Source organism: Microvirgula sp. AG722 (genome assembly GCF_003269145.1).
Classification (GTDB): domain Bacteria; phylum Pseudomonadota; class Gammaproteobacteria; order Burkholderiales; family Aquaspirillaceae; genus Microvirgula; species Microvirgula aerodenitrificans.
The window spans coordinates 294,240-316,022 of the sequence record NZ_QLTJ01000003.1 but is presented as its reverse complement, the minus strand read 5'-3'; the positions used below and the strand labels follow the sequence as shown (position 1 = coordinate 316,022).

At 65.6% G+C, this 21,783-nt stretch carries 18 protein-coding genes; 10 read left to right on the top strand and 8 right to left on the bottom strand.

Features of this window, described 5'->3' with window-relative positions:
* Positions 1 to 28 precede the first annotated feature (28 nt).
* Positions 29 to 1,024 carry a bile acid:sodium symporter family protein gene (locus DFO50_RS07560; RefSeq protein WP_028498421.1) on the bottom strand — a complete coding sequence of 332 codons (996 nt, stop codon included), beginning with the start codon at positions 1,022 to 1,024 and terminating at the stop codon, positions 29 to 31.
* A gap of 121 nt (positions 1,025 to 1,145) precedes the next feature.
* Between DFO50_RS07560 and DFO50_RS07555 the strand changes: the two genes are divergently transcribed.
* Both DFO50_RS07555 and DFO50_RS07550 read left to right on the top strand, forming a co-directional pair.
* Positions 1,146 to 2,063: a LysR family transcriptional regulator gene (locus tag DFO50_RS07555; RefSeq protein ID WP_028498420.1), complete on the top strand. Its 918-nt coding sequence runs from the start codon at positions 1,146 to 1,148 to the stop codon at positions 2,061 to 2,063.
* Complete coding sequence (locus DFO50_RS07550; protein ID WP_107888626.1) at positions 2,060 to 2,662, top strand: ACP phosphodiesterase; 603 nt, start codon at positions 2,060 to 2,062, stop codon at positions 2,660 to 2,662. The genes DFO50_RS07555 and DFO50_RS07550 overlap by 4 nt, the downstream gene beginning before the upstream one ends.
* 6 nt (positions 2,663 to 2,668) lie before the next feature.
* Here DFO50_RS07550 and DFO50_RS07545 read toward each other — a convergent pair whose 3' ends face one another.
* Complete coding sequence (locus tag DFO50_RS07545; RefSeq protein WP_112692279.1) at positions 2,669 to 3,922, bottom strand: DUF1615 domain-containing protein; 1,254 nt, start codon at positions 3,920 to 3,922, stop codon at positions 2,669 to 2,671.
* Between the two features lie 182 nt (positions 3,923 to 4,104).
* Here DFO50_RS07545 and DFO50_RS07540 point away from each other — a divergent pair, with 182 nt between their 5' ends.
* The 5 genes from DFO50_RS07540 (at position 4,105) to DFO50_RS07520 (ending at position 9,639) form a co-directional block, all read left to right on the top strand.
* On the top strand, positions 4,105 to 4,779 hold the full coding sequence (locus tag DFO50_RS07540; protein WP_036385281.1) for a response regulator transcription factor: 675 nt from the start codon (positions 4,105 to 4,107) through the stop codon (positions 4,777 to 4,779).
* A complete protein-coding gene (locus tag DFO50_RS07535) occupies positions 4,776 to 6,089 on the top strand; it encodes an ATP-binding protein (RefSeq protein ID WP_112692278.1) in 1,314 nt (437 codons plus the stop codon). The genes DFO50_RS07540 and DFO50_RS07535 overlap by 4 nt, the downstream gene beginning before the upstream one ends.
* Positions 6,090 to 6,171: 82 nt before the next feature.
* Positions 6,172 to 6,813 (top strand): LysE family translocator, encoded by a 642-nt coding sequence (locus DFO50_RS07530; protein ID WP_028498416.1) that lies wholly within the window; start codon positions 6,172 to 6,174, stop codon positions 6,811 to 6,813.
* 105 nt (positions 6,814 to 6,918) lie between these two features.
* Positions 6,919 to 7,251 (top strand): multidrug efflux SMR transporter, encoded by a 333-nt coding sequence (locus DFO50_RS07525; protein ID WP_028498415.1) that lies wholly within the window; start codon positions 6,919 to 6,921, stop codon positions 7,249 to 7,251.
* Positions 7,252 to 7,425: 174 nt separating this feature from the next.
* Complete coding sequence (locus DFO50_RS07520; protein ID WP_112692277.1) at positions 7,426 to 9,639, top strand: YgiQ family radical SAM protein; 2,214 nt, start codon at positions 7,426 to 7,428, stop codon at positions 9,637 to 9,639.
* A 44-nt stretch (positions 9,640 to 9,683) separates the two neighbouring features.
* Here the strand turns inward: DFO50_RS07520 and DFO50_RS07515 are convergent, their stop codons facing one another.
* The 4 genes from DFO50_RS07515 to DFO50_RS07500 form a co-directional block, all read right to left on the bottom strand.
* The gene (locus tag DFO50_RS07515) at positions 9,684 to 11,030 is read right to left on the bottom strand and encodes a Fic family protein (RefSeq protein ID WP_112692276.1); all 1,347 of its coding nucleotides are present in this window, start codon (positions 11,028 to 11,030) and stop codon (positions 9,684 to 9,686) included.
* A gap of 95 nt (positions 11,031 to 11,125) precedes the next feature.
* Positions 11,126 to 13,579 (bottom strand): carbohydrate-binding family V/XII, encoded by a 2,454-nt coding sequence (locus DFO50_RS07510; protein ID WP_112692275.1) that lies wholly within the window; start codon positions 13,577 to 13,579, stop codon positions 11,126 to 11,128.
* 169 nt (positions 13,580 to 13,748) lie between these two features.
* A complete protein-coding gene (locus DFO50_RS07505) occupies positions 13,749 to 15,374 on the bottom strand; it encodes a Na/Pi cotransporter family protein (RefSeq protein WP_107888622.1) in 1,626 nt (541 codons plus the stop codon).
* A 412-nt stretch (positions 15,375 to 15,786) separates the two neighbouring features.
* Positions 15,787 to 16,053: a hypothetical protein gene (locus DFO50_RS07500; RefSeq protein WP_028498411.1), complete on the bottom strand. Its 267-nt coding sequence runs from the start codon at positions 16,051 to 16,053 to the stop codon at positions 15,787 to 15,789.
* A gap of 153 nt (positions 16,054 to 16,206) precedes the next feature.
* Here DFO50_RS07500 and sodC point away from each other — a divergent pair, with 153 nt between their 5' ends.
* Entirely contained in the window at positions 16,207 to 16,731 is a 525-nt protein-coding gene (gene sodC / locus DFO50_RS07495; protein WP_028498410.1) for a superoxide dismutase family protein, read from the top strand.
* Positions 16,732 to 16,803: 72 nt separating this feature from the next.
* Here sodC and ettA read toward each other — a convergent pair whose 3' ends face one another.
* The gene (gene ettA / locus DFO50_RS07490; RefSeq protein WP_112692274.1) at positions 16,804 to 18,471 is read right to left on the bottom strand and encodes an energy-dependent translational throttle protein EttA; all 1,668 of its coding nucleotides are present in this window, start codon (positions 18,469 to 18,471) and stop codon (positions 16,804 to 16,806) included.
* A gap of 91 nt (positions 18,472 to 18,562) precedes the next feature.
* On the opposite strand from ettA, the gene DFO50_RS07485 reads away from it, so the two are divergent.
* Positions 18,563 to 19,315 carry an ATP-dependent Clp protease proteolytic subunit gene (locus DFO50_RS07485; protein WP_233495208.1) on the top strand — a complete coding sequence of 251 codons (753 nt, stop codon included), beginning with the start codon at positions 18,563 to 18,565 and terminating at the stop codon, positions 19,313 to 19,315.
* A gap of 224 nt (positions 19,316 to 19,539) precedes the next feature.
* On the opposite strand, the gene selD is transcribed toward DFO50_RS07485, so the two are convergent.
* Complete coding sequence (gene selD / locus DFO50_RS07480) at positions 19,540 to 20,580, bottom strand: selenide, water dikinase SelD (RefSeq protein ID WP_107888619.1); 1,041 nt, start codon at positions 20,578 to 20,580, stop codon at positions 19,540 to 19,542.
* Between the two features lie 17 nt (positions 20,581 to 20,597).
* Between selD and mnmH the strand changes: the two genes are divergently transcribed.
* Positions 20,598 to 21,677, top strand: coding sequence for a tRNA 2-selenouridine(34) synthase MnmH (gene mnmH, locus DFO50_RS07475; protein WP_051528697.1), 1,080 nt, complete (start codon positions 20,598 to 20,600; stop codon positions 21,675 to 21,677).
* Positions 21,678 to 21,783: the final 106 nt, after the last annotated feature.

The window sequence follows — 21,783 nt, the reverse complement described above, 5'->3', positions numbered from 1 at the left end:
AACGGGCACCTCACGGTGCCCGTTTTCTTTATGCCTGTTGCGTGAAACCTGATTCCGGCCGGCGATCGCGGCGCGCATAGCGCTGTGCGATCACTGCGCAGACCATCAACTGGATCTGGTGGAAGATCATCAGCGGCAGCACGATGCCGCCGACCGCATGGGCGGCGAACAGCACCTTGGCGATCGGCACGCCGCTGGCGAGACTTTTCTTCGAGCCACAGAACACGATGGCAATCTCGTCCTCCTTGTCGAAGCCCAGCTTGCGGCTGCCGACCACGGTAATGGTCATGATCAGCGCCAGCAGCAGCCCGCTGGCGACGACCAGCCCGGCCAGTGCCGGCAGCGGCGTGGTGTGCCACAGCCCCTGGATCACCGCTTCGCTGAAGGCGGTATATACCACCAGCAGGATCGAGCCCTGGTCGACGAACTTCAGCACCGGCTTGTGGCGGTCGACCCAGGCGCCGATCCAGCGCCGGGCGATCTGGCCGGCGATGAACGGCACCAGCAGTTGCAGTACGATCTTGCCGATTGCGTCATACGAGAACGAGCCGCCACCCTGGCTGGCGAAAATCAGCCCGCCGATCAGCGGGGTCAGGAAAATCCCGATCAGGTTCGATGCCGAGGCGCTGCAGATGGCCGCCGGGACATTGCCGCGCGCGACCGAGGTAAAGGCGATCGACGACTGCACGGTGGACGGCAGCGTGCACAGGAACAGCACACCGAGGTAAAGCTCCGGGGTCAGCATCGGCTTCAGCAGCGGGCCGAGCGCCAGGCCCAGCAGCGGGAAAACGGCAAAGGTGCACAGCAGGACCACCAGATGCAGCCGCCAGTGGGTGATGCCGGCGACCACCGCTTCGCGCGGCAGCTTGGCGCCATGCAGGAAGAACAGCAGCCCGATGGCGAGATTGGTGATCAGATCGAAAGTCTCGGCGACCCGGCCTTCGCAAGGCAGCAGGCTGGCGAGAATGACGGTGGCGACCAGCGCGAGGGTGAAATTGTCCGGCAGGAAGCGGGGACGTCTCATGGCAGGTTCCGGCGGAGGTGGAGGACAGGAATACGGCGGGATGGCCGTCATGCGCTGCATTTCACCGCGAAACCGAATAGGATACAAATTCATTTATCAGATGCATTGATGAATTTCACGCATGAACATTACCTTGCGCCAGCTGCGCGTATTTCTGGCCGTCGTCCGCCATCGTGGCTTTGGCCGTGCCGGTGCCGAAATCGGTCTGACCCAGTCGGCAGTCAGCCGCTGCCTGCGTGAGCTGGAGGCCGAACTGGCGGTCCGCCTGGTGGATCGCACCACGCGCGATGTCGAAACCACGCCGGAAGGCCGGGTGCTGGCCGGTGAGCTGGAACGGCTGCTGGGGGAACTCGACACCCTGCTGCTGACGGCGCGCAGCCGCAGCGCACAGCGCAGCGGCCGGGTGCAGGTCGCCTGCGCACCGACGATTTCCGCCAGCCTGATGCCGACGGTCATTGCCGAATCGAACCGGCAATACCCGCAAGTCCGGCTGGTGCTGCACGATCTGGCACAGCGGCAGGTGCTGGAGGCGGTGCGTGATGGCGAGGTGGACTTTGCCGTGATTGTCGATCCGATCCGGCATGACGAACTGGAACTGGAGACAGTACTGACCGATCCGTTCTGCCTGATCTGCCCGCGCGGTCACCGGCTGGCCGGCCAGCACGCGGTACGCTGGGAGGCGCTGGCCGGCGAACGGCTGGTGCTGCTCGATTGTCACTCCGGCAGCCGGCCACTGATCGACCGGGTGCTGGCCGAACGGAAAATTGTCTGCGAGATCGCGCAGGAGGTCGGGCACGCGACCACGGTGTTCCGGCTGGTCGAGGCGGGCATCGGCATTTCGGTGATGCCGGCGCTGGCCCTGCCGCTGCCGGACAATGCCGGGCTGCTGGCCTTGCCGCTGTTGCCGCAGGTCACGCGGCAGATCATGCTGGCCAGACGTCACAACCGCTCGCTGTCACTGGCGGCCGAGGTCATCTGGAATCTGGTCCGCGCCACGGCGCGGGCCTTGCCGGCAACGAACGCAGGGGGAAGGGCATGAACTATCTGGCGCACCTGGTACTGGCCGGCGACGACCCGGCCGACCGGCTGGGCGGGCTGGCCGGTGATTTCGTCAAGGGCGTGCTGCCGGGCTCGCTGCCGGCCGACCTGGCTGCCGGGGTACGCCTGCACCGTGCGATCGACCTCTACGCGGATGCGCACCCGGCATTCCGGCAGAGCCGCGAGCGGGTCAGCACCCTGCGTCGCCGCTATGCCGGGGTGATGGTCGACATGTTCTATGACCATTTCCTTGCCGTGCACTGGGCGCGTTATCGCGATGAACCGCTGCGCGTCTACACCCGAAGCGTTTACGGGCTGGTCGCCGAGCGCGCCGGCGAGTTGCCGGCCTCGTTCGGCGATGTCGCGCCGTGCATGGCCGCCCAGGACTGGCTGGCCAGCTATCGCGATCCGCGCGCGATTGCCACCGCGCTGGACCGGATGTCGCAGCACCGGCTGCGGCGGGCCAATCCGCTGGCCGGCGGCGGTCTTGAACTGCTGGACGACTATGCCGGCTTCGAGACCGATTTCCTGGCGTTCTTTCCCGATGCGCAGGCTTTTACCGCCAGCCTGCGCGCAGACAGGGACCGGACCGGTGCCTGAGTGTGGCTATCGCCGTGCAAGGCAACTGCGATAGCGCCCTTCGACCCGGTCGGCAAACCAGGCGGTGGTGATCTTGCGCTGGATCTTCGGACCGGTCAGCTGGATCTGCGGCAGCGTTTCGCGCGGCTGGTGGCCGTACTGGCGGTCGGCCAGTGCGAACAGGCGCTGGTAGGTCGGGGTACCGGCGAACGGGCCGACCTTCTCCAGCTTCAGATCGCGCTGGATCTCGCCCGCTGACAGACCGAGCCGGCCAGCCAGCGACAGGACGGCTGCCTGGGTGTCGCTGGCACCGGCCGAGCCGCCGTCGTAACTGAGGATATCGCCGTCGGCCGACAGCCTGCGACCGCTGAGCCGGGCGACTGCCTGCTGGAAGGCGGCATTGCGGCTGGCGTAGCGGCCGGCGTTGAAGTCGGCGAAGCGATAGCGCATCTGCGAGTACGGCGCCGGGTAGTCGAGCAGGATCGAGGTGCCGAAATAGATGCCGCCACGACGGGTAAACACTTCGTCGCGGATCGTGCCCTTCTTCGGGTACGGATACGGACGGTATTTCGCCTGCTGCTCGGCAAAGGCGACGCTGACCTGCATCGGCCCTCCGGTGCGGATCGGGTTCTTGCCGGCCAGCAGCGTCTTGCCGTACGGCAGTTCGTCGATCATGTCGCCGAACAGGTCGTTCATTTCGCGTTCGGTGCGCAGCGAGTCGATGCGGTCCTTGTAGCTGCGCCCGTTCGGCGAATGTTTCAGCAGCGCGGCGTCCAGCACCAGCTTCGGAATCAGGTATTTCTGCCGCCGGGTCTCGATTTCCTTCCACACCATCTGGTTCAGGCCCGGAATCGCCCGGTCAGCCTGCCACAGCGATTCCTGCTCGATGATTGCCATCACGGCGCAGAAGTTGTCGGCGCGATAGGACAGGTGCAGGGCGCTGAAGGCATTGACGATATCGTTGGTCCAGCCGGCGCGATCGCGCACATTGCCGGGCAGCAGACGCTGCACGGCGGCACGGGCCGCCGCTTCGTTCGGATAGGCCGGGAAGGCCGGCATGCCGGTCGGGTGCGGCGTGCCGGCTGGTGCGGTGACCGGCGGTGTCGGTGTGGCCGGTTCCGGGACCGGCTCGGGGGCCGGTTCCGGGAACAGCACTTCCGGGGTGACGGGCTCGGCCGGCCTGGCGGTCGGGGCCGGGGCGACGGGAGCCGGAGTCTGGGTGGCGCAGCCGGCGAGGGCAGCGGCAACCAGCAGGGACAGAAGGGGGATAGGCCGGATCATGGACGGGGGAGGAAAAATAGGCAGCCGCCATTGTATGCCCGTGGCGATTCCGGCTGCATGGAGGAATGCGCCGGTGCCGTTTCGCCCCGGCGCGCGCTGGCCGATAATGGCGCCAGCTTCAGGCTGGATTAAACCGCTCCGGATTTACTGCCACCGTATTGCCTTGCCAGGATGCCATGCCGATGGATACCGACCGACTGCCCCGCTGCCTGATCGTCGAGGATGACCGCATCCTTGGCGAAACCCTGTCCGACGCCATGGCTGACGCCGGTTTCGAGGCGGAGTGGATTGCCGACGGGCTGGCCGCGCGCGATCGTCTCGCTGCCGGGCCGGAGCCGGCACTGGTGATTCTCGACCTTGGTCTGCCAGGGCTGGACGGCACCGCGCTGCTGGCCTGGCTGCGCGCACACGGCAGCGAACTGCCGGTACTGGTGCTGACCGCGCGCGACAGCGTGGAGAACCGCATCGAAGGGCTGAACCTCGGCGCGGACGACTACCTGGTCAAACCGTTCGACCTGGCCGAGCTGCTGGCCCGGGTCCGGGCGCTGCAGCGGCGGATTGCGCCGGTGACGGTGGAGCGCGATCGCTGGGGCGATATCGAAGTGGCCTGCGACGCCAGCCAGGCGTGGCTGGGCGGCGAGCCACTGGAACTGACCGGGGTCGAGCTGCGCATGCTGCATGCTTTTGTCACCCATCGCGGGGCGACCCTGTCGCAGTCCCATCTGGAGCAGCATATCTACGACGACATGCCCGAGCACAGCAGCAATCCGTTTGCCGTTCACCTGTCCCGGCTGCGGCGCAAACTCGGTGAGGGGCGCATCGTCAACGAGCGTGGCCTCGGCTGGCGGCTGGCATGATCCGCTGGCTGACGGGGTGGCGCCATTCACTGCTGCTGCGGGTCTGTCTGCGGCTGGCGGTCGGCATTGTCGTTGCCGGCGCCGTGGTGATGGTGACGGTGACAGTCCAGGTCCGGCACGAGGTCCGCGATCTGCTGAAGGGCGAACTGCGGCGTGCCACGCAGTTGTACGACATCCAGCATGCCGATGCGATCGAGCTGCATCTGGATCGCGATTCGCACAAGCGCGAGCACAAGAAGATCAAGCGGCCCGACAGCGGGTATGCGGTTTACGGCGCCGATGGCGGCCTGCTCGATTCGCAGGGGCCGTCCCTGCCGCTGCCGCCGCTGCTCGGCAGCCATACCATCCGCCTCGATGACCATGACTGGATGCTGTACGGTGAGCGGGTCGGCACCCGGCTGGTCGTGGTCGGCGTGCCGCATGCGGTGGAGACCGAGCTGGCGCTGGAAGTGGCCGACGATATCCTGGTCCCGCTGCTGCTGGCATTCGGGCTGCTGATTCCGTGGACGCTGTGGGGGGTGTGGCGCGGCCTGCAGCCGTTGAACGCCTTTGCCCGCGAGGTACAGTCGCGGCCGGCCGACGACCTGTCGCCGTTTGCGACCGCGGTGCCTCGCGAGGCGCTGCCGTTGCGCGAGGCGCTGAACCGGCACCAGCATGCGCTGGCGGCCCGGATCGAGCGTGAACGGCGCTTTGTCGCCGATGCCGCGCACGAATTGCGTACGCCGCTGGCCGGTATCCAGGCCAGCCTCGATCTGGCGGCCAGCACCTCGCGCGACGAGGCGCGGGTGCGGGCGCTGGCCAATGCCCGTTCGGCCACGGCCAATGCCGGCCGGCTGGTCGCCCAGTTGCTGGAACTGGCCCGGCTCGACCACGATACCCATCCGTCACTGGAAATCATCGATCTGGCCGCCTGTGTGGACGAATACGAGCGCCATGGTGGCGAACGGGTCGAGCGGCGGGTCGGCACGCCATTGCCGGTCTGGGGACGCTGTGACTGGCTGGCGCTGGCGGTGCGCAATCTGGTCGATAATGCACGACGCTACGGCCGGCCCGATGGCAAGGTGTGGATCGATATTGACGGCACACGGCTGACGGTCAGCGATGACGGGCCGGGGGTCGACCCGGCAGTGATGGTGCGGCTCGGCGAACGGTTCTTCCGGCCGCCGGGACAGAGCATGCCGGGCGCGGGCATCGGTCTGTCCATCGTGTCGCGCATTGTCGAGCTGTGCGGCGGGCGGGTGTCGTTTGCCCGTTCGGCCGACGGCGGGCTGGCGGTCACGCTGCATTTGCGCGAAGCAGGCGGAAAATAGGCGCCTGGATTCGATCCGGGGCGGCGCGGAAAACCGAATCGCAATAGACTGTGGCCATTCCACCCTGTCCAGGACATTGAACGTGCACCTTTCCAACTGGCTGATCTTCTGCAGCGTCGCGCTGCTGGTGACCTTTACTCCCGGCCCGGCCGTGCTGATGGCCATTTCGAATTCGGTGTCGGTCGGCCCGCGCCGGGCGATGATCAGTTCGCTGGGCAATGCCGCCGGCCTGTTTCTGGTGTCTGCCGTGGCGATGGCGGGCATGGGGGTGGTGCTGGCGACTTCGGCCGTGGCCTTTACCGCCCTGAAGCTTGGCGGCGCCGCCTATCTGGTCTACCTGGGCATTCGCCAGTGGCGCAGCAAGGTGAGCCTGTTTTCGGAAATGGCCAGCACGCAGGCACCGGCCAGCGCCGGCGCGGACTGGCGGCTGTTCGGCCATGGCATGACCGTTGCGCTGACCAATCCGAAGGGCATTCTGTTCTTCTCCGCGCTGTTCCCGCAGTTCCTGACCCGGGAAGCGCCGGTCCTGACCCAGTTTTTTGTCCTGACCGGCACTTTTGCCTGCTGCGCGGTGCTGGCCCATGCGGTCTATGTGCTGCTTGGCCGGGCGCTGAAGCAGCAGTTCGCCAGTGCATCGCGCGTCCGCCTGTTCAACCGGATCTCGGGCGGGCTGTTTGTGGCGCTGGGGTTCAGCCTGCTGAGCCTGCGCAACAAGGCAGTCTGACCGACGGCAGCAAGGCCCGCCGTGCGCAGATTTCGCGGTGACTGACAAGACTGGCGAATTGCCGGATGTGGCTGCAGAATCTGCCGCTTGCTGTCGGGAGTCGTCGTGAAGAACTGGGTGTTTCTGCTGCTTGCCATCGTCTGTGAAACCATTGCCACATCGGCATTGAAATCCAGCGACGGCTTTTCAAGGCTGTGGCCGTCGCTGCTGGTCGTCGTCGGCTACAGCGCGGCTTTTTATCTGCTTTCGCTGACCTTGCGCACCATACCGGTCGGCATTGCCTATGCGATCTGGTCCGGCGTCGGCATTGTCATCGTGGCGCTGGCCGGGTGGCTGGTCTTCGGCCAGAAGCTCGACATGCCGGCCCTGCTCGGCATGGGGCTGATCCTGTCCGGGGTGGTCATCATGAACGTCTTCTCGAATGCGGGCGGGCATTAGCCCCGTCGCCTGACAGTGGCATCAGTCCGGCCATGGCCATGCCGGCTGCATGGTGTGTCGAGCCGCGCCTTACCCCCGCTGGCACGAGGGTTTATCCCGAATGAAATCAATCACTTCGTGCCGGTGGCGGGCAAATCTGGCACAATGCGCGCCTTGCCGTAGAACCTGCCGTCCATGACCCCGCATTCCGTTCCCCCGTTGCCGATCTTCTCCTACCCGAAATACTGGGCGGAGAGCCCGGAGCCCGCGCCGTTTCTGCCGATGAGTCGTCGGGAAATGGATGCGCTTGGCTGGGACAGCTGCGACATCATTGTCGTGGTCGGCGATGGGTATATCGATCATCCGAGTTTCGGCATGGCGCTGGTTGGCCGGCTGCTCGAGGCACAGGGATTCCGGGTCGGCATCATTGCCCAGCCGGACTGGCATTCGGCCGAGCCGTTCCGCCAGCTTGGTCAGCCGAACCTGTTCTTTGCCGTGTCGGCCGGCAATATGGATTCGATGATCAACCGCTATACCGCCGACCGCAAACCGCGCTCCGACGATGCGTATACCGCCAATGCCGAGGCCAACCGCCGGCCCGACCGTGCGGTGGCCGTTTATGCGCAGCGCTGTCGCGAAGCCTATCCGGGCGTGCAGGTGATGATCGGCGGCATCGAGGCCTCGCTGCGTCGCATTGCCCAGTACGACTACTGGAGCGACAAGGTACGCCAGTCGGCGCTGATCTACTCGAAGGCCGACATTCTGCTGTATGGCAATGCCGAACGCGCACTGGTCGAGGTTGCCCACCGCGCGGGGCGTGGCGAGCGGCTGGCCGACATGCGCGATGTGCGTGGCGCCGCTTTCCTGGTGCCGCAGGGCTGGTTGCCCGGCGATGACTGGAGCGTGGTCGATTCGAGCACGGTCGACACCCCGGGGCGGGTCGAGCCGCACCAGAACCCGTATGCGGAAGAGGGCGACAGGCAGGCGACGGCCAGCGATCCGTCCGCGCCGCAGCCGGTGCGGCTGGTGTCCGCCGCCGAGCGGGTCGCCGCGCGCAAGGCGACGCGAACGCGGACGGCGGTGCGCATTCCGGCTTACGAGGCGGTCGCCTACGATCCGGTGCTGTATGCGCATGCAAGCCGCACGCTGCATCTGGAGTCGAACCCGGGCAACGCCCGCGTGCTGATCCAGCAGCATGGCAATCGCGATGTCTGGATCTCGCCGCCGCCGATCCCGCTGACCACCGAGGAAATGGACTATGTGTTCGGGCTGCACTATGCGCGCAACCCGCACCCGAGCTATGGCGATGCGCGCTTCCCTGCCTGGGACATGATCCGTTTTTCGGTCAATATCATGCGCGGCTGTTTTGGTGGCTGTACCTTCTGTTCGATCACCGAACACGAGGGACGCATCATCCAGAGTCGCAGCGAGGAAAGCATCCTCAAGGAAATCGAGGATATCCGCGACAAGACCCACGGTTTCACTGGCCATATCACCGACCTCGGCGGGCCGACCGCGAACATGTACCGGCTGGCGTGCAGGGACCCGAAGATCGAGTCGTCCTGTCGCCGGCTGTCCTGTGTCTATCCGGGCATCTGCGAAAACCTCGGTACCGACCACGGGCCGCTGATCCAGCTGTACCGCAAGGTGCGCACGCTGCCCGGCGTCAAGCGTGTGACCATCGGCTCCGGCCTGCGCTACGACCTGGCGGTGCGCTCGCCGGAATACATCAAGGAGCTCGTGACCCACCATGTCAGCGGGCTGCTGAAGATCGCCCCGGAGCATACCGAGGAAGGTCCGCTGTCGAAGATGATGAAGCCGGGCATCGGCACCTATGAGCGCTTCAAGGAGCTGTTCGAGCGCTTCTCGAAGCAGGCGGGCAAGAAACAGTATCTGGTGCCGTATTTCATTGCCGCGCATCCGGGCACGTCGGATCGCGACATGCTGAACCTGGCGCTGTGGCTGAAGCACAACGGCTTCCGCCCCGATCAGGTGCAGTCGTTCACGCCGACGCCAATGTCGCTGGCCACCACCATGTGGCATACCGGGCGCAATCCGCTGAAAAAGATCGGACGCAGCTCGGAAAAGGTCGATGTGATCAAGGACGGTTACCGGCGCAAGCTGCACAAAGCCTTTCTGCGCTATCACGATCCGGACAACTGGCCCTTGCTGCGCGAGGCATTGCTGAACATGGGCCGGGGTGACCTGATCGGCAATGGGCCCTGGCATCTGGTGCCGTCGCAGCAGCCGGGCGGCGGGCGCAGCGGGCCGGCATGGCAGGAGCGGGCTTATCACCATGCGCCGCCGGTGGCGGCAAAACCGCGCAGTGGTGGCGGGGGCCGGCCGGCCGGCAAGTCGGGCGGCGGCAGGCAGGCGGCTGCAGCGGGAAAGCCGCGCGGTCGCAGGTAGCCGCGCCGGCGGGGTGTCAGGTCATGCGACCCGGCATCCCGTGCTTACGTCTGGCGCAGCAGATTGCGGGCATCGACATGGGCGATGTAGCGGATGGTCTTGCCTTCCCTGGCCGGTACCAGCGCCTGCAGTGACACCAGCTTCTGCAGGTCGGCGCGCGCAGTGTTTTCGGTAACGCCGAAATCGTGCTTCACCTCCTTGACGGTGAAGGCCCGGCCCGGATGGCGCAATGCCTTGCGCAGCAGCAGGCCCTGTCGTGCATTCAGCGTGTCGGCGATGCCCTGGGTGTCCAGCCAGCACAGCAACTCGGCATGCTCTTGCTGCTTGCGCTGCAGGTGGGCGAGGAACTGACGAATGGCCCGGTGGATGATGCGCAGCTGGAAGTCGATGAAGTAGGTCAGGTCGAACGCGTCGGTTTCGCAGAACAGGTATGACTCGCCATACTGGACCGGCGCTTCCTTCAGCAGCGCGCTGATGGAGATGTACTCGAACGGCCAGTAGCCCTGCCTGAGCATGAACCAGTAGAACAGCGCGCGAGCGGTGCGGCCATTGCCATCGGTAAACGGGTGTTCATAACCCAGCATGAAATGCAGGATGATGGCCTTGACCGCCGGATGAATGAACGGGCGTCCGTCCAGGCCATCGTGAGCCGTATTGGCGAACGCACACAGCTGCTGCAGCCTGGAAACAAGCTGACTGGCTGGAGGCGGCCGGTGCAGCACGTCGCCATGCAGCCCCTGCACGACAACCTCGTCATGGTCACGCAGCCTGCCGGGCTGGACGTGCGCATTGCCGGTGTCGCGGGTGGCGATGTCGTGCAGACGGCAGATCCGCTCCACTGACAGCGGCTCATTCCGGGCGCGTTTGGCCGCTTTCATCAGCAGGAAATTGTTGAACACCATCTGCTCGCCCTCATCGCGGGGCAGACGTTCGTTTTCCAGCATGGCCTTGGCGATCTTGCGCGTGGTCGCCGCGCCTTCCAGCTGGGCGCTGGTGATGGCTTCCTCCATGGTCAGTGCATCGACCAGATAGCGATTGCGCTCGGGACCGGCAGCTGCAGCATCGTCGTCGGTTTCCAGTAACGGCGCGCACAGGCGGTCGATGGCATGCAGGTGGATCTGCAGGCTGGCAGGGATGGCGTAGACCAGCGCGTTGCCCTGTTCGCTGTGCAGGCCATCCAGGCGGTGTTGCGAGCAGGCGCGCGCCAGCCGGGTGGCAGCCCATGCCACTTCCTTGTCGATGCCGCCGGCGACGCGCCACCTGAATTCATGCCAGTGCAGGTAGCGCCCCCTGGCGTCGACTGCCGTATGGCGGGCGAGCTGCGCCAGCACCGCGTCGCCTTTGCTTGCCATGATGGCCATGAAGTCGGGAGGAATTTCAACCTTTGCCATTTTTCAACGCAAAATCAAGAGAATTGCGTCGAGATATAACGACCGCCAGTGGCCGCGTCAATTCACGGCGGCATCAAGTGATGCCGCCGCAACAGTCAGCGCCGGAAACCGCCATGGAAGCCGCCGCCAGCGCGCGGGAAAAAACCGCTAGCGGGTCGGCTGGCACCCTGACCGGGTCGGGCACCGCCTTCCGGGGGCTGGAAATACTGTCGTGCCGGCGCCTGCTGCAGCCGCTGGTTGCCGGCCTGCCTGGCCTGGTGCTCGCTGTTCAGGCGCGACGTCTCCCTGTTGCCGGCCGGCACTGGCTGCCAGCCGTCAGGCGTGTGCTGTTCCCAGCTGCCGTCCGGGCTGCGGCGGTAAACATTGTTGTCATGCCCGGCATAGATCTCGCCGTTGTTCCAGGCCACGCCGGAATCGGTGCGGCGGTTGCCGACAAAACCCTTGCTGTTCACGGTGCGGTCACCGCTGGCGGTATTGCCGGTCACCGTGGTCTGCTCGGCGCCGAAACGGCCGGTGCGGCGGTTGACGCCGGCGGCCTGGCTGCCTCCCGCATAGTTGCCGGTTGCGGCGTTGCCGGCAATGCCCTGCCGGCCGGCCCCGGTGCGCCCGGTTGCCGGACTGCTGAACGATCCCTGCCGACCGGCGGCATAGTTGCCGGAATAGGCGTTGCCGACTGCACCCCGGCTGGCCTGGAAGTGACTGCCGGTATACGGGTTGAAGCCGGCGGCAGCGGTGCCGTGCCACTGGTTGCCGGTCCAGCCGTTCCAGCCGTCGACATGAGTGACGGTGCCCTGGCCCCAGCGACCATAGATATTGGTCTGGTTGACATTCACGTATTGCCAGCTTGGATAGCCGCCGCCCCACCAGCCCCAGTACGGCCCCCAGTACGGTGACGGTGCGCCCCACCAGGCACCGGCGGCAAAGCCGAAGGCGAACCCGACCGTGGTGCCGACCGCAAAACCGGCGCCATAACCATACGTGTCCGGATAGCCGTACCAGACCTCGCCGGTATATGGCGCATAGCTGTAGCCGCTGCCGTAGACGACGGTACCGCCGGGGGCGACCATCACGCCGAAATAACCCGGGGTATAGCCGACGACCACGTATTGCGGCGTGTGCGAGTACACATGGACATAGGTTACGTAGTGCAGCGGCGACGAGACCGGAATGGTGTAGATCGCCCCCGGTACGCTGTCCGCTACCCGCCAGGCACCGGTTGGCGTGGCCGCCGTGAACCAGATGCCGCTGGACAGCGCATAGTAGTGGCGGCTGTCGACCTCGATGACCGGCAGTGCGCTGTTCGGCGCGTAATGCAGGCTCGTGCCGGCGATCGGGATGAAGTGCGGCGCGCCGTCGTAGCTGACAGTCAGGCTGGCCTTGTTGCGATAGACCGTGGCGGTCTGCGGAATGGAGGCGGCAATGACGGCTTCGCGCGCTTGCGGGGTGCCGGGCACCGACACCAGCACATTGGCTTTTGGGCTGCCGGCCGGGATGCGGGCGAAGTCGGCCGGCAGCGCTGAACCGGCGACCGCATGCCAGGGACCGGCCAGGTCACGGCCGGCAAACCAGCGCCCGGAAATCAGGAGATAGTAGTCATTGCTGGCCGGGTCGAGAAACAGCGCATGGTCGGCATTGCCGACAGTCAGCAGGTTGACACCATCGACCGGCTGCATGGCCGGCTGGCCGTCGGTGACGACCAGCTCGGTCGGTTCGGTGGCGATCAGTACCGCCGGTGCCGTTGCCGGTTTTTTGCCGCTGGTCGGCAGCATCGGGTCCGGCTTGACGGCCTTCGCGGCCGCCTGGGCGGCGGCCAGCAGGTTCGTCGCCGGCTTGCCGGTCACGACCCAGCTGCCGTTCAGCGCCGGCGCCTCGTACCAGCTGCCGGCGGCGTTCAGGTGATAACGTTCGCTGGCGTCGCGCAGCAGCAGTGCCCGGGTATTGATCACGCGTTGCCAGCCACTGGCGCCGGAGACCGGACGCAGTACCGGCGCGCCATCGATGCGGACCAGCAAAGTGGGCGTACTGGCGAACATGATATGTGGAGGATCATTGCGTACGGCGACACTGCCGGCCTTGCCGATCTGCTGTGAAACCAGATAACTGGTCTGCAGCTCGTCAAGCGGGACCGACATGCCGCCTGTGGGCAGACGCTGCTGCAGCATGGTGCGGTAGCCGGCCGCCCGGTCCTGGGCGGTCGGGATCTGCACGTCGTCGATAACGATGCCGGTCAGCGTGACGATGCCGCCGGGTTTGTCGATGGCAGCGTTGGCACGAAAGTGGGCGATGCCGTACAACGGCGCGCCCTTTTTGCTGCTGATGGCCAGCGCCGCGCGGCCGGACAGCTGATTGCCATCCCACTTTTCGATCTGCGGCTGGAACAGCTCGACGTGACTGTCGCCGGCGCTGAGGGTGCGCGGCCAGGTCGGGGCCAGGGTCGGTGCGGCAGCGGCCTGTGCCGGTGCCACCAGCGCGTGCAGTGGCAGGATGCTGCCGAACGCCAGGGCCAGACCGATGAGCAGTGCCGGGCGGTTGATGAGACGGGTACGCATGGAAATCTCCGGGGACGGGAAAGCCGGGCCGTCCCTTTGCGTTGTAGACAGGGCCCGGTGGATGAGCCAGTGGCTTTGCCAATATACATACAAAAAGAAATGTATAACAGCAAGGCCAGCAGACTGTGTCCATCCGGCACAAATCTGTTTCCAGAGATGTCTGCCGCGTTCAGTCGCGGCCGTTGCTGCGTTCGATTACCGGGTAGGCGATGGCGCAGATATGCGAATGGATGCGCTTGAAGTCGCGCAGCACGTCCAGATGCAGCGAACTGGTCGAAATGCTGTCCTTGCGACCCTCACGCAGCCGTGCCAGGTGGTTGTCACCGGCCTCGCGGACAATGTCGCGCACCCGGGCCTTGTCTTCCAGCAGCCGGCCGGCCGCGTGCAGGTCATTGGCCATGAAGGCGGCCATGGCGCGGCGGAAGCTTTCCAGCACCAGTTCGTGCAGGGCACTGAGCTCGGTTGCGCCGTCGCCGGAGAAGCGCAGCCGGTTCTTGGCCTTCTTGGCCGCGAGTTCCATCAGGTTGCGGTCGATGATGTCGCCGATGTGCTCCATATTGATGACGAAGGCAATGATGGCCATCGCCTTGCTGCCCTGTTCGGGGTCCAGACTGTCGCGGGTCACGGCGGTTACATAGAACTTGATGCGTTCGTACAGCCGGTCGACCGCATCATCGCGGCGGGCGATGGTGGCAATCAGCCGCCGGTCGCCGGTCAGCAGCGCGGGCAGGCTCTGGGTCAGCATGTCCTCGACGATATCTCCCATGTGCAGCGCTTCACGGGTCGCGTTGACCAGCGCCTCTTCCGGCGTGCCGATGGCCGACGAGTCCAGATGACGGGGCGCGTCCGGATCTTCAGCCGCTTCATTATTCTGCGGGTAGATCTTTTCCAGCAGGCGGGCGACCGGATCGAGCAGACCGATAAACAGCACCGCAATGGCGATATTGAGCCCGGTATGGAAATCGGCGATCCGGTGGCCGGGGATACCCGGCAACTGCATCAATGCATCGGCCAGCGGGCCGGTGACGGCAAGCAGCACGAGACAGACACCGCCGCGCAGTAGCAGATTGCCGGCCGGCAGGCGTTTCCGCAGGTTGTCATTGCCCTTCGCACCGGCGAAATACGGATTCAGCGCGCTGCCGATATTGGTGCCCAGCACCATGGCGATGGCCGTGCTCATCGGGATGGCGTTCGAGGTGGCCAGCGACATGACGAACAGCACGATCGGAATGCTGGAGTGGGCGGCCCAGGTCAGCAGCGCGGCGATGGCGGCATTCAGTGCCGGCATGTCGGCCAGCGCCCCGAGCACCGTGCGCAGGGCCGGGGCCGCCTCGGCCGGTGCCATGGTGTCGACCAGCAGTTCCAGCGCCAGCAGCATCAGGCCGAGACCGATGATGGCACGGCCGAAATCGCGCATCTGCGAGCCCTTGCCGCGCTCGAACATGGCCATGCCGACAACCAGACAGGCAGGCGAGATCCAGCTCAGGTTCAGCGAGAACGCCTGCACGATCAGGGTCGAGCCGATATTGGCGCCAAGCATGATGGCCAGCCCGGTCACCGGGCGCATGATGCGCCGGGCGGCGAACGAGGTGGCGATCAGCCCGGTGGCGGTGGCGCTCTGCAGGGCGGCGGTCACCGCCAGTCCGGCGAACAGCGCGCTGAAGCGGTTGCCGAGGCTGCTGGCCATGAAACGGCGCAGCGACGAGCCCAGCGCCCGCATGAAACCGGACTCCACCATGTGGAGTCCCCAGGTCAGCAGCGCCACGCCTCCGGCGAGATGCAGCAAGATGAACATGTTCTTTCCTCCCGGGTGGCGGCGCGGCGGGCAGGATGCCGGCAAAAGCGGGCGGGACGGTCAGCAACGTGCGGGAGAATGCCCTTGCCGGCAGGCATGGGGCCTGAATCAGGTCCTCGGACTGTCCGCATACCCCGCTTGCGAAGAATGGACGGGCGAAGCAAGGTTTCTCCCCGGCGGCGGGGGCGGAAGAGGCAGGATTCAATCAGGCAGACTGCCGTGCTTGCCGACAGATCCTGTCAGTCGGGCGATGCCACTGTAATCATTGTGCTCACATCCATGAGCCGTCCGGGCTCATGGGGCAGGACCTGTATACATAGGCGAAATGCACGGGAAAGGCAAATCGCGCCCGGAGGCGGGCGCAAACGGAAATGCCCGCGCCGGTGGCGCGGGGCTGGAGGCGATGACCGGATCAGGTGTTGTTGCTGCTCAGTGCCCGGCGGCGCTCGGCGGCAAGCAGCGACACGATGCACAGATTGGCAGCACCCAGGGCCAGCGCCGTGACCAGACCGGCTGCGGCACCCAGTGCCTGCATCGCACACAGCAGCGCCACCAGGGTGAGCAGGCCTGCGTAGCGGCGACCGGCCCGCAGCCGGCGGGCGATCAGTTGCTGGGTGGGCGAGGCGACATGGAGCGCCAGCGCGGCAGCCAGCGAGAACAGGAAGGCAAGAACCAGCATGATGGGGACTCCGGTAAAACAGGGTTGCATACCATCAATAATAATGATTCTCATTTGATATGCAAGCCGGACGACAAGGCCGCGGCGATCGTGTCTATATTCAGAGGCCTGACGGCGCCCCGTCACCGCCCCTTACCCACAAGAGGAGAAACCATGAACAAACGACTGCCCGCTCTGCTGATGATGGCCGGCCTGACCGGTTCCGCACTGGCTGCGGCACCGGTGCCGGTCGACATGCAGCTGGTCGACCAGAAAGGCCCGGTCCGGCAGATCGGCACGATACAGGCCACCCAGTCGGCCTACGGTGTGGTGTTCACGCCGAACCTGGACGGCCTGCCGCCCGGTGTTCATGGCTTCCATCTGCATGCCAGTGCGGACTGCGGTCCGAAGCTGATCGACGGCAAGATGGTGCCGGCCGGCGCGGCCGGCGGCCATTTCGATCCGGCCGGAACCGGCCGGCATGAAGGCCCGTGGGGCGAAGGCCATCTCGGAGACCTGCCGGCGCTGTATGTCGGTGCCGATGGCCGCGCGACCCAGCCGGTGCTGGCGCCACGGCTGAAACTGTCCGATCTGGCCGGGCATGCGCTGATGATCCATGCCGGTGGTGACAATCACGCCGACATGCCGGCGGCGCTGGGCGGCGGCGGTGCCCGTGTCGCCTGCGGGGTAATCCGCTAGCAGAACGTATCGCCGCAAACGACAAACGCGGGCCCGAAGGCCCGCGTTGTGGTTGAAGCTGCTGCTACGTGATCAGCGCGTGACCGGCTTGTAGCGGATGCGCTTCGGCTTCGCGCCTTCGTCGCCAAGGCGTTTCTTCTTGTCGGCTTCGTATTCCTGATAGTTGCCATCGAAGAAGGTCCACTGCGAATCGCCTTCCGCCGCCAGGATATGGGTGGCGATACGGTCGAGGAACCAGCGGTCATGGGAGATCACGAACACGGTGCCGGCGTATTCCAGCAGCGCGTCTTCCAGTGCGCGCAGCGTTTCGACGTCGAGGTCGTTGGACGGTTCATCGAGCAGCAGCACGTTGCCGCCCTTCAGCAGCGTCTTGGCCAGGTGCAGGCGGCCGCGTTCGCCGCCGGACAGCGAGCCGACCTTCTTCTGCTGGTCGCCGCCCTTGAAGTTGAACCGGCCCAGATAGGCACGGCTCGACATCTCGAACTTGCCGACGTTGACCAGTTCCTGGCCACCGGACACGTCCTCGAACACGGTCTTGTCGTCGTCCAGCCCTTCACGGCTCTGCTCGACGAAGGCCATCTGCACGGTCTGGCCGATCTTCACCGTGCCGCTGTCCGGCTGTTCGCGGCCGGCAATCATCTTGAACAGCGTCGATTTGCCGGCGCCGTTCGGGCCGATGATGCCGACGATGGCGCCGGCCGGTGCCTTGAAGCTCAGGTTGTCGATCAGCAGGCGGTCGCCGAAGCCCTTCGACACCTGGTCGAACTCGATCACTTCGCTGCCGAGCCGCTCGCCGACCGGAATGAAGATTTCCTGGGTTTCATTGCGCTTCTGGTATTCGAACGACGACAGTTCCTCGAAGCGGGCGATACGGGCCTTGGACTTGGCCTGGCGTCCCTTCGGGTTCTGCCGCACCCATTCCAGTTCTTGCTTCATGGCCTTCATGCGCGCAGCTTCACCCCTGGATTCCTGCTCCAGGCGCTGTTCCTTCTGTTCCAGCCACGAACTGTAGTTGCCTTTCCACGGGATGCCGTGACCGCGGTCGAGTTCCAGGATCCATTCGGCGGCGTTGTCGAGGAAGTAGCGATCGTGGGTAACGGCGACCACGGTGCCGGGGAAGCGCACCAGGAACTGCTCCAGCCATTCGACCGATTCGGCATCGAGGTGGTTGGTTGGTTCGTCGAGCAGCAGCATGTCCGGCTTGGACAGCAGCAGCTTGCACAGTGCCACGCGGCGCTTTTCACCACCGGACAGCTGACCGATGCGGGCATCCCATGCCGGCAGGCGCAGCGCATCGGCGGCCAGTTCCAGCTGCAGCGAGGTGTTGTCGCCGGCGCCGGCGGAAATGATCGCCTCGAGCCGCGCCTGCTCCTCGGCCAGTGCATCGAAGTCGGCATCCGGCTCGGCGTAGGCGGCATAGACTTCTTCCAGCCGCTTTTGCGCGTCCATGACGTCGCCCATGCCGGCTTCGACTTCCTCGCGCACGGTGGCGTCATTGTCGAGCAGCGGCTCCTGCGCCAGATAGCCGATCTTTACGCCGGCCAGGTGCTGGACTTCGCCGTCATACTCCTTGTCGACACCGGCCATGATTTTCAGCACGGTGGATTTGCCCGCGCCGTTCAGCCCCAGCAGGCCGATCTTGGCACCGGGGAAGAAACTCAGGGAGATGTCCTTGATGATCTGACGCTTGGGGGGGACGATCTTGCTCACGCGGAGCATCGACATTACATATTGGGCCATGCAGAATTCCGTAGGAAGAGTCAGTGTCTAAGCCGTGGAGTGTAGCAAAGCCGGCCGCCCCGGTGGCCGGCATGACAAGAAGAAGGGGGCAATGATGAGCAGGCATTCGATACCCGCGGGCATGCGCAACGAGGGCAATGACGAGGACGAGGAGGTCGTCCCGGTTCCGGTACCCTATTTCCGCCGCTACGACAGTCAGGTGGTCGCCCGGCAAATCTCCTTCTATCTGTCCGGCGAGATCGGTCCGGCGATCGCCTATACCGATCTGCTGAACGCGCTGTCGACTGCCAGCGAATACGACGTGATCTTCCTGCACCTGAATACCCCCGGCGGGATTTTCGACACCGGGTTGCAGATCATCAACAACATCCAGGCCTGCAAGGCCAAGGTCATCACCGTGCTGGAAGCGCGCGCCTACTCGATGGGTTCGCTGATCTTTCTCGCCGGCGACGAGCTGATCGTGCACGACAACTGCCAGCTGATGTTCCACAACTACTCCGGCAGCCTGATCGGCAAGGGCAACGAGCAGCACGCGCAAGTGATTGCGCATGGCAAGTGGTTCGACAAGGTCATGCACCGGCTGTGCTACCCGTTCCTGTCCAGCGAGGAACTGGAGGCGATCATGCGTGGCGCCGACATCTGGATGGATTCGGACGAGATCCGCCGCCGCATGCAGAAAGTCATTGCCGCGCGGCAGTTGCCGGCGCCGCCGCGCGCCGCACGCGGCAAGAAGGCGGAGGCAACGACGCCGCCGGTGCTGGATGCGGAGCCGGTCCGTCCGGTGGAGGTCGAGGTCAAGGCCATGAAGCCGGGCGGCAGCAAACGCCCCCGGACCCGCAGCTAGGGGCGCCTGGCCGGCAGCGCGGTCCAGATTTCCGCCCAGCAGCACGAGTGGTGCAGGTCGGAAACGCACGCACTGCCGGTTGCCGGCCGGCGGGAAAACCGTCGGCGTAGGCATCGGCCACCTGGCGCGGCACGATGCGATCAGCGTCGCCGACCAGCAGCCACTGCGGGTTGCGTTGCGCAATCTGCTCGCCAATGCCGACCGGCATGCCCCGGCTGGTAAGGTCAGCGCACGACGACGCCGGCGTGACCGTGGGCCAGCTCGCCGATGTCTGCCGCGTAATCGAAGCCGGCAGCATGGAAACGGGCCAGAACGGCATCGGCCGCTTCCGGCGCCACGGCGACCAGCAGGCCGCCGCTGGTCTGCGGATCGGCCAGCAGCCGCTGTTTCCAGGCCGGCACGTCGTGGGCGAAGCGCACGCCATCGCCGAAACTGGCCCAGTTGCGTTCGATGGCGCCCGGGCCGATGCCCTGTTCGGCAAAGCCAAGCGCTTCGCGGATGACCGGCACCCGGTCGATGTCGATCATGCCGGTCAGGCCGGCGCCGCGGCAGACTTCCAGCAGGTGGCCGGCAAGGCCGAAGCCGGTGACGTCGGTCAGCGCATGCACCTCGTCGAGTTCGGCCAGTTCGGTGCCGACCGTGTTCAGCCGGGTAGTGCTGCCGATCAGCGCGGCGTAGCCGGCGTCGTCGAGCAGTCCCTTTTTCATGGCCTGGGCCAGGATGCCGACTCCCAGTCCCTTGCCGAGGATCAGCCGGTCACCGGCGCGGGCGCCGGCATTGGTCTTGATCCGGCGCGGGTCGATAATGCCGATGCCGACCAGACCGTAGATCGGTTCCGGGCTGTCGATCGAGTGACCGCCGGCGATCGGGATGCCGGCCGCCGCGCAGACCGACTGGCCTCCGTCGAGGATGCGGCGGATGGTTTCCGGCGGCAGCACATTGACCGGCATGCCGACAATGGCCAGGGCAAACAGTGGTTTGCCACCCATGGCATAGATGTCCGACAGCGCATTGGTGGCGGCGATGCGGCCGAAATCGAACGCGTCGTCGACGATCGGCATGAAAAAATCGGTGGTGGCGACAATGGCCTGGCTGTCGTTGATGCGGTAGACCGCGGCATCGTCCGAGGTGTCGATGCCGACCAGCAGGTCGGGGAAGGGCAGCGACGGCCGTACGCCGGCGAGGATGGTTTCCAGAACGGCGGGCGCGATTTTACAGCCGCAGCCGCCACCGTGAGACAATTGCGTCAGTCTGACATCACTCATTTTTACTGCCCTTTATCATGCGTTTCTTGCCGCCCGCGACCATAGCACAGCGCGACGAATTCGATGAGGTCATCGACGTGCGCACGCCGGCGGAGTTCGCCGACGATCATATTCCCGGTGCCATCAATTGTCCGGTGCTGTCCGACGACGAGCGCGTCGTCGTCGGCACGCTGTACAAACAGGCATCGCCCTTCGAAGCGCGCAAGGTGGGGGCTGCGCTGGTCGCGCGCAATATCGCCCATCACCTTGATGCCCGTTTCCACGACCGGCCCAAGAGCTGGCGCCCGCTGGTCTGCTGCTGGCGCGGCGGACAGCGTTCGGGTGCGATGACGCTGATCCTGCAGCAGGTTGGCTGGGGCGCGCGGCAACTGGAAGGCGGCTACAAGCAGTACCGCAAGCAGGTAATGGATGCGCTGGCTGAAGCGCCGGCCCGGTTCCGGTTCCGCGTGCTGTGCGGGCCGACCGGCTCGGGCAAGAGCCGGCTGCTCGATGCGCTGGCGGAGGCCGGGCATCAGGTGCTCGACCTCGAACGGCTGGCCTGCCATCGCGGATCGGTGCTGGGGGCGTTGCCGGACGAACCGCAACCGTCGCAGAAGCGTTTCGAGAGTCTGCTGTGGCTGGCGCTGTCCGCACTCGACCCGGCCAGGCCGGTCCATATCGAGGCCGAGTCGCGCCGGATCGGCCGTCTGACCGTGCCGGGCAGCCTGATCGATGCGATGCATCAGGGGGACTGTCTGTGTCTGGAGGTGCCGCTCGGCGAGCGGGTCCGCTTCCTGCTGGAGGATTACGACTACTTCCTGCGCCAGCCGGCGCCGCTGATGGCGCGGCTCGGTCAGTTGCGCGAGTTGCACGGCCGGGAAAAACTGGCGCAGTGGGAAGCGCTGATCAAGGCCGGCGCTTTCCCGGCACTGGTCGAGGCGCTGCTGGTCGAGCATTACGATCCGCTGTATGGCCGTTCGACGGATCGTCACTATGCGAATCTGGCCGAGGCGCAGCACTTGCGGCTGGACAACCTGTCCGTTCCGGCGCTGACCGCACTGGCGGCGAAATGGCAGGATGACCGGCAAAAAATATCGGCGCCGCCCCCCTCGTCTTGAGACAGGCTGACGGCTTTTCGCCGACGACCGGCGCAAACAGTGCTGTCACCATGTCATCCCCTGCCAGAAGTCGTGTTTATGTCTTGGCGGCGGGTGCAAGCAACCC

Excerpts from the sequence above, each read along its gene's own strand:
- DFO50_RS07510 (WP_112692275.1), bottom strand. The coding sequence starts at position 13,579 with ATGCGTACCCGTCTCATCAACCGCCCGGCACTGCTCATCGGTCTGGCC.
- DFO50_RS07505 (WP_107888622.1), bottom strand. The coding sequence starts at position 15,374 with ATGTTCATCTTGCTGCATCTCGCCGGAGGCGTGGCGCTGCTGACCTGG.
- DFO50_RS07515 (WP_112692276.1), bottom strand. The coding sequence starts at position 11,030 with ATGGCAAAGGTTGAAATTCCTCCCGACTTCATGGCCATCATGGCAAGC.
- DFO50_RS07535 (WP_112692278.1), top strand. The coding sequence starts at position 4,776 with ATGATCCGCTGGCTGACGGGGTGGCGCCATTCACTGCTGCTGCGGGTC.
- DFO50_RS07540 (WP_036385281.1), top strand. The coding sequence starts at position 4,105 with ATGGATACCGACCGACTGCCCCGCTGCCTGATCGTCGAGGATGACCGC.
- sodC (WP_028498410.1), top strand. The coding sequence starts at position 16,207 with ATGAACAAACGACTGCCCGCTCTGCTGATGATGGCCGGCCTGACCGGT.
- selD (WP_107888619.1), bottom strand. The coding sequence starts at position 20,580 with ATGAGTGATGTCAGACTGACGCAATTGTCTCACGGTGGCGGCTGCGGC.
- DFO50_RS07520 (WP_112692277.1), top strand. The coding sequence starts at position 7,426 with ATGACCCCGCATTCCGTTCCCCCGTTGCCGATCTTCTCCTACCCGAAA.
- DFO50_RS07550 (WP_107888626.1), top strand. The coding sequence starts at position 2,060 with ATGAACTATCTGGCGCACCTGGTACTGGCCGGCGACGACCCGGCCGAC.
- DFO50_RS07500 (WP_028498411.1), bottom strand. The coding sequence starts at position 16,053 with ATGCTGGTTCTTGCCTTCCTGTTCTCGCTGGCTGCCGCGCTGGCGCTC.
- DFO50_RS07555 (WP_028498420.1), top strand. The coding sequence starts at position 1,146 with ATGAACATTACCTTGCGCCAGCTGCGCGTATTTCTGGCCGTCGTCCGC.
- DFO50_RS07545 (WP_112692279.1), bottom strand. The coding sequence starts at position 3,922 with ATGATCCGGCCTATCCCCCTTCTGTCCCTGCTGGTTGCCGCTGCCCTC.
- DFO50_RS07485 (WP_233495208.1), top strand. The coding sequence starts at position 18,563 with ATGATGAGCAGGCATTCGATACCCGCGGGCATGCGCAACGAGGGCAAT.
- DFO50_RS07560 (WP_028498421.1), bottom strand. The coding sequence starts at position 1,024 with ATGAGACGTCCCCGCTTCCTGCCGGACAATTTCACCCTCGCGCTGGTC.
- ettA (WP_112692274.1), bottom strand. The coding sequence starts at position 18,471 with ATGGCCCAATATGTAATGTCGATGCTCCGCGTGAGCAAGATCGTCCCC.
- mnmH (WP_051528697.1), top strand. The coding sequence starts at position 20,598 with ATGCGTTTCTTGCCGCCCGCGACCATAGCACAGCGCGACGAATTCGAT.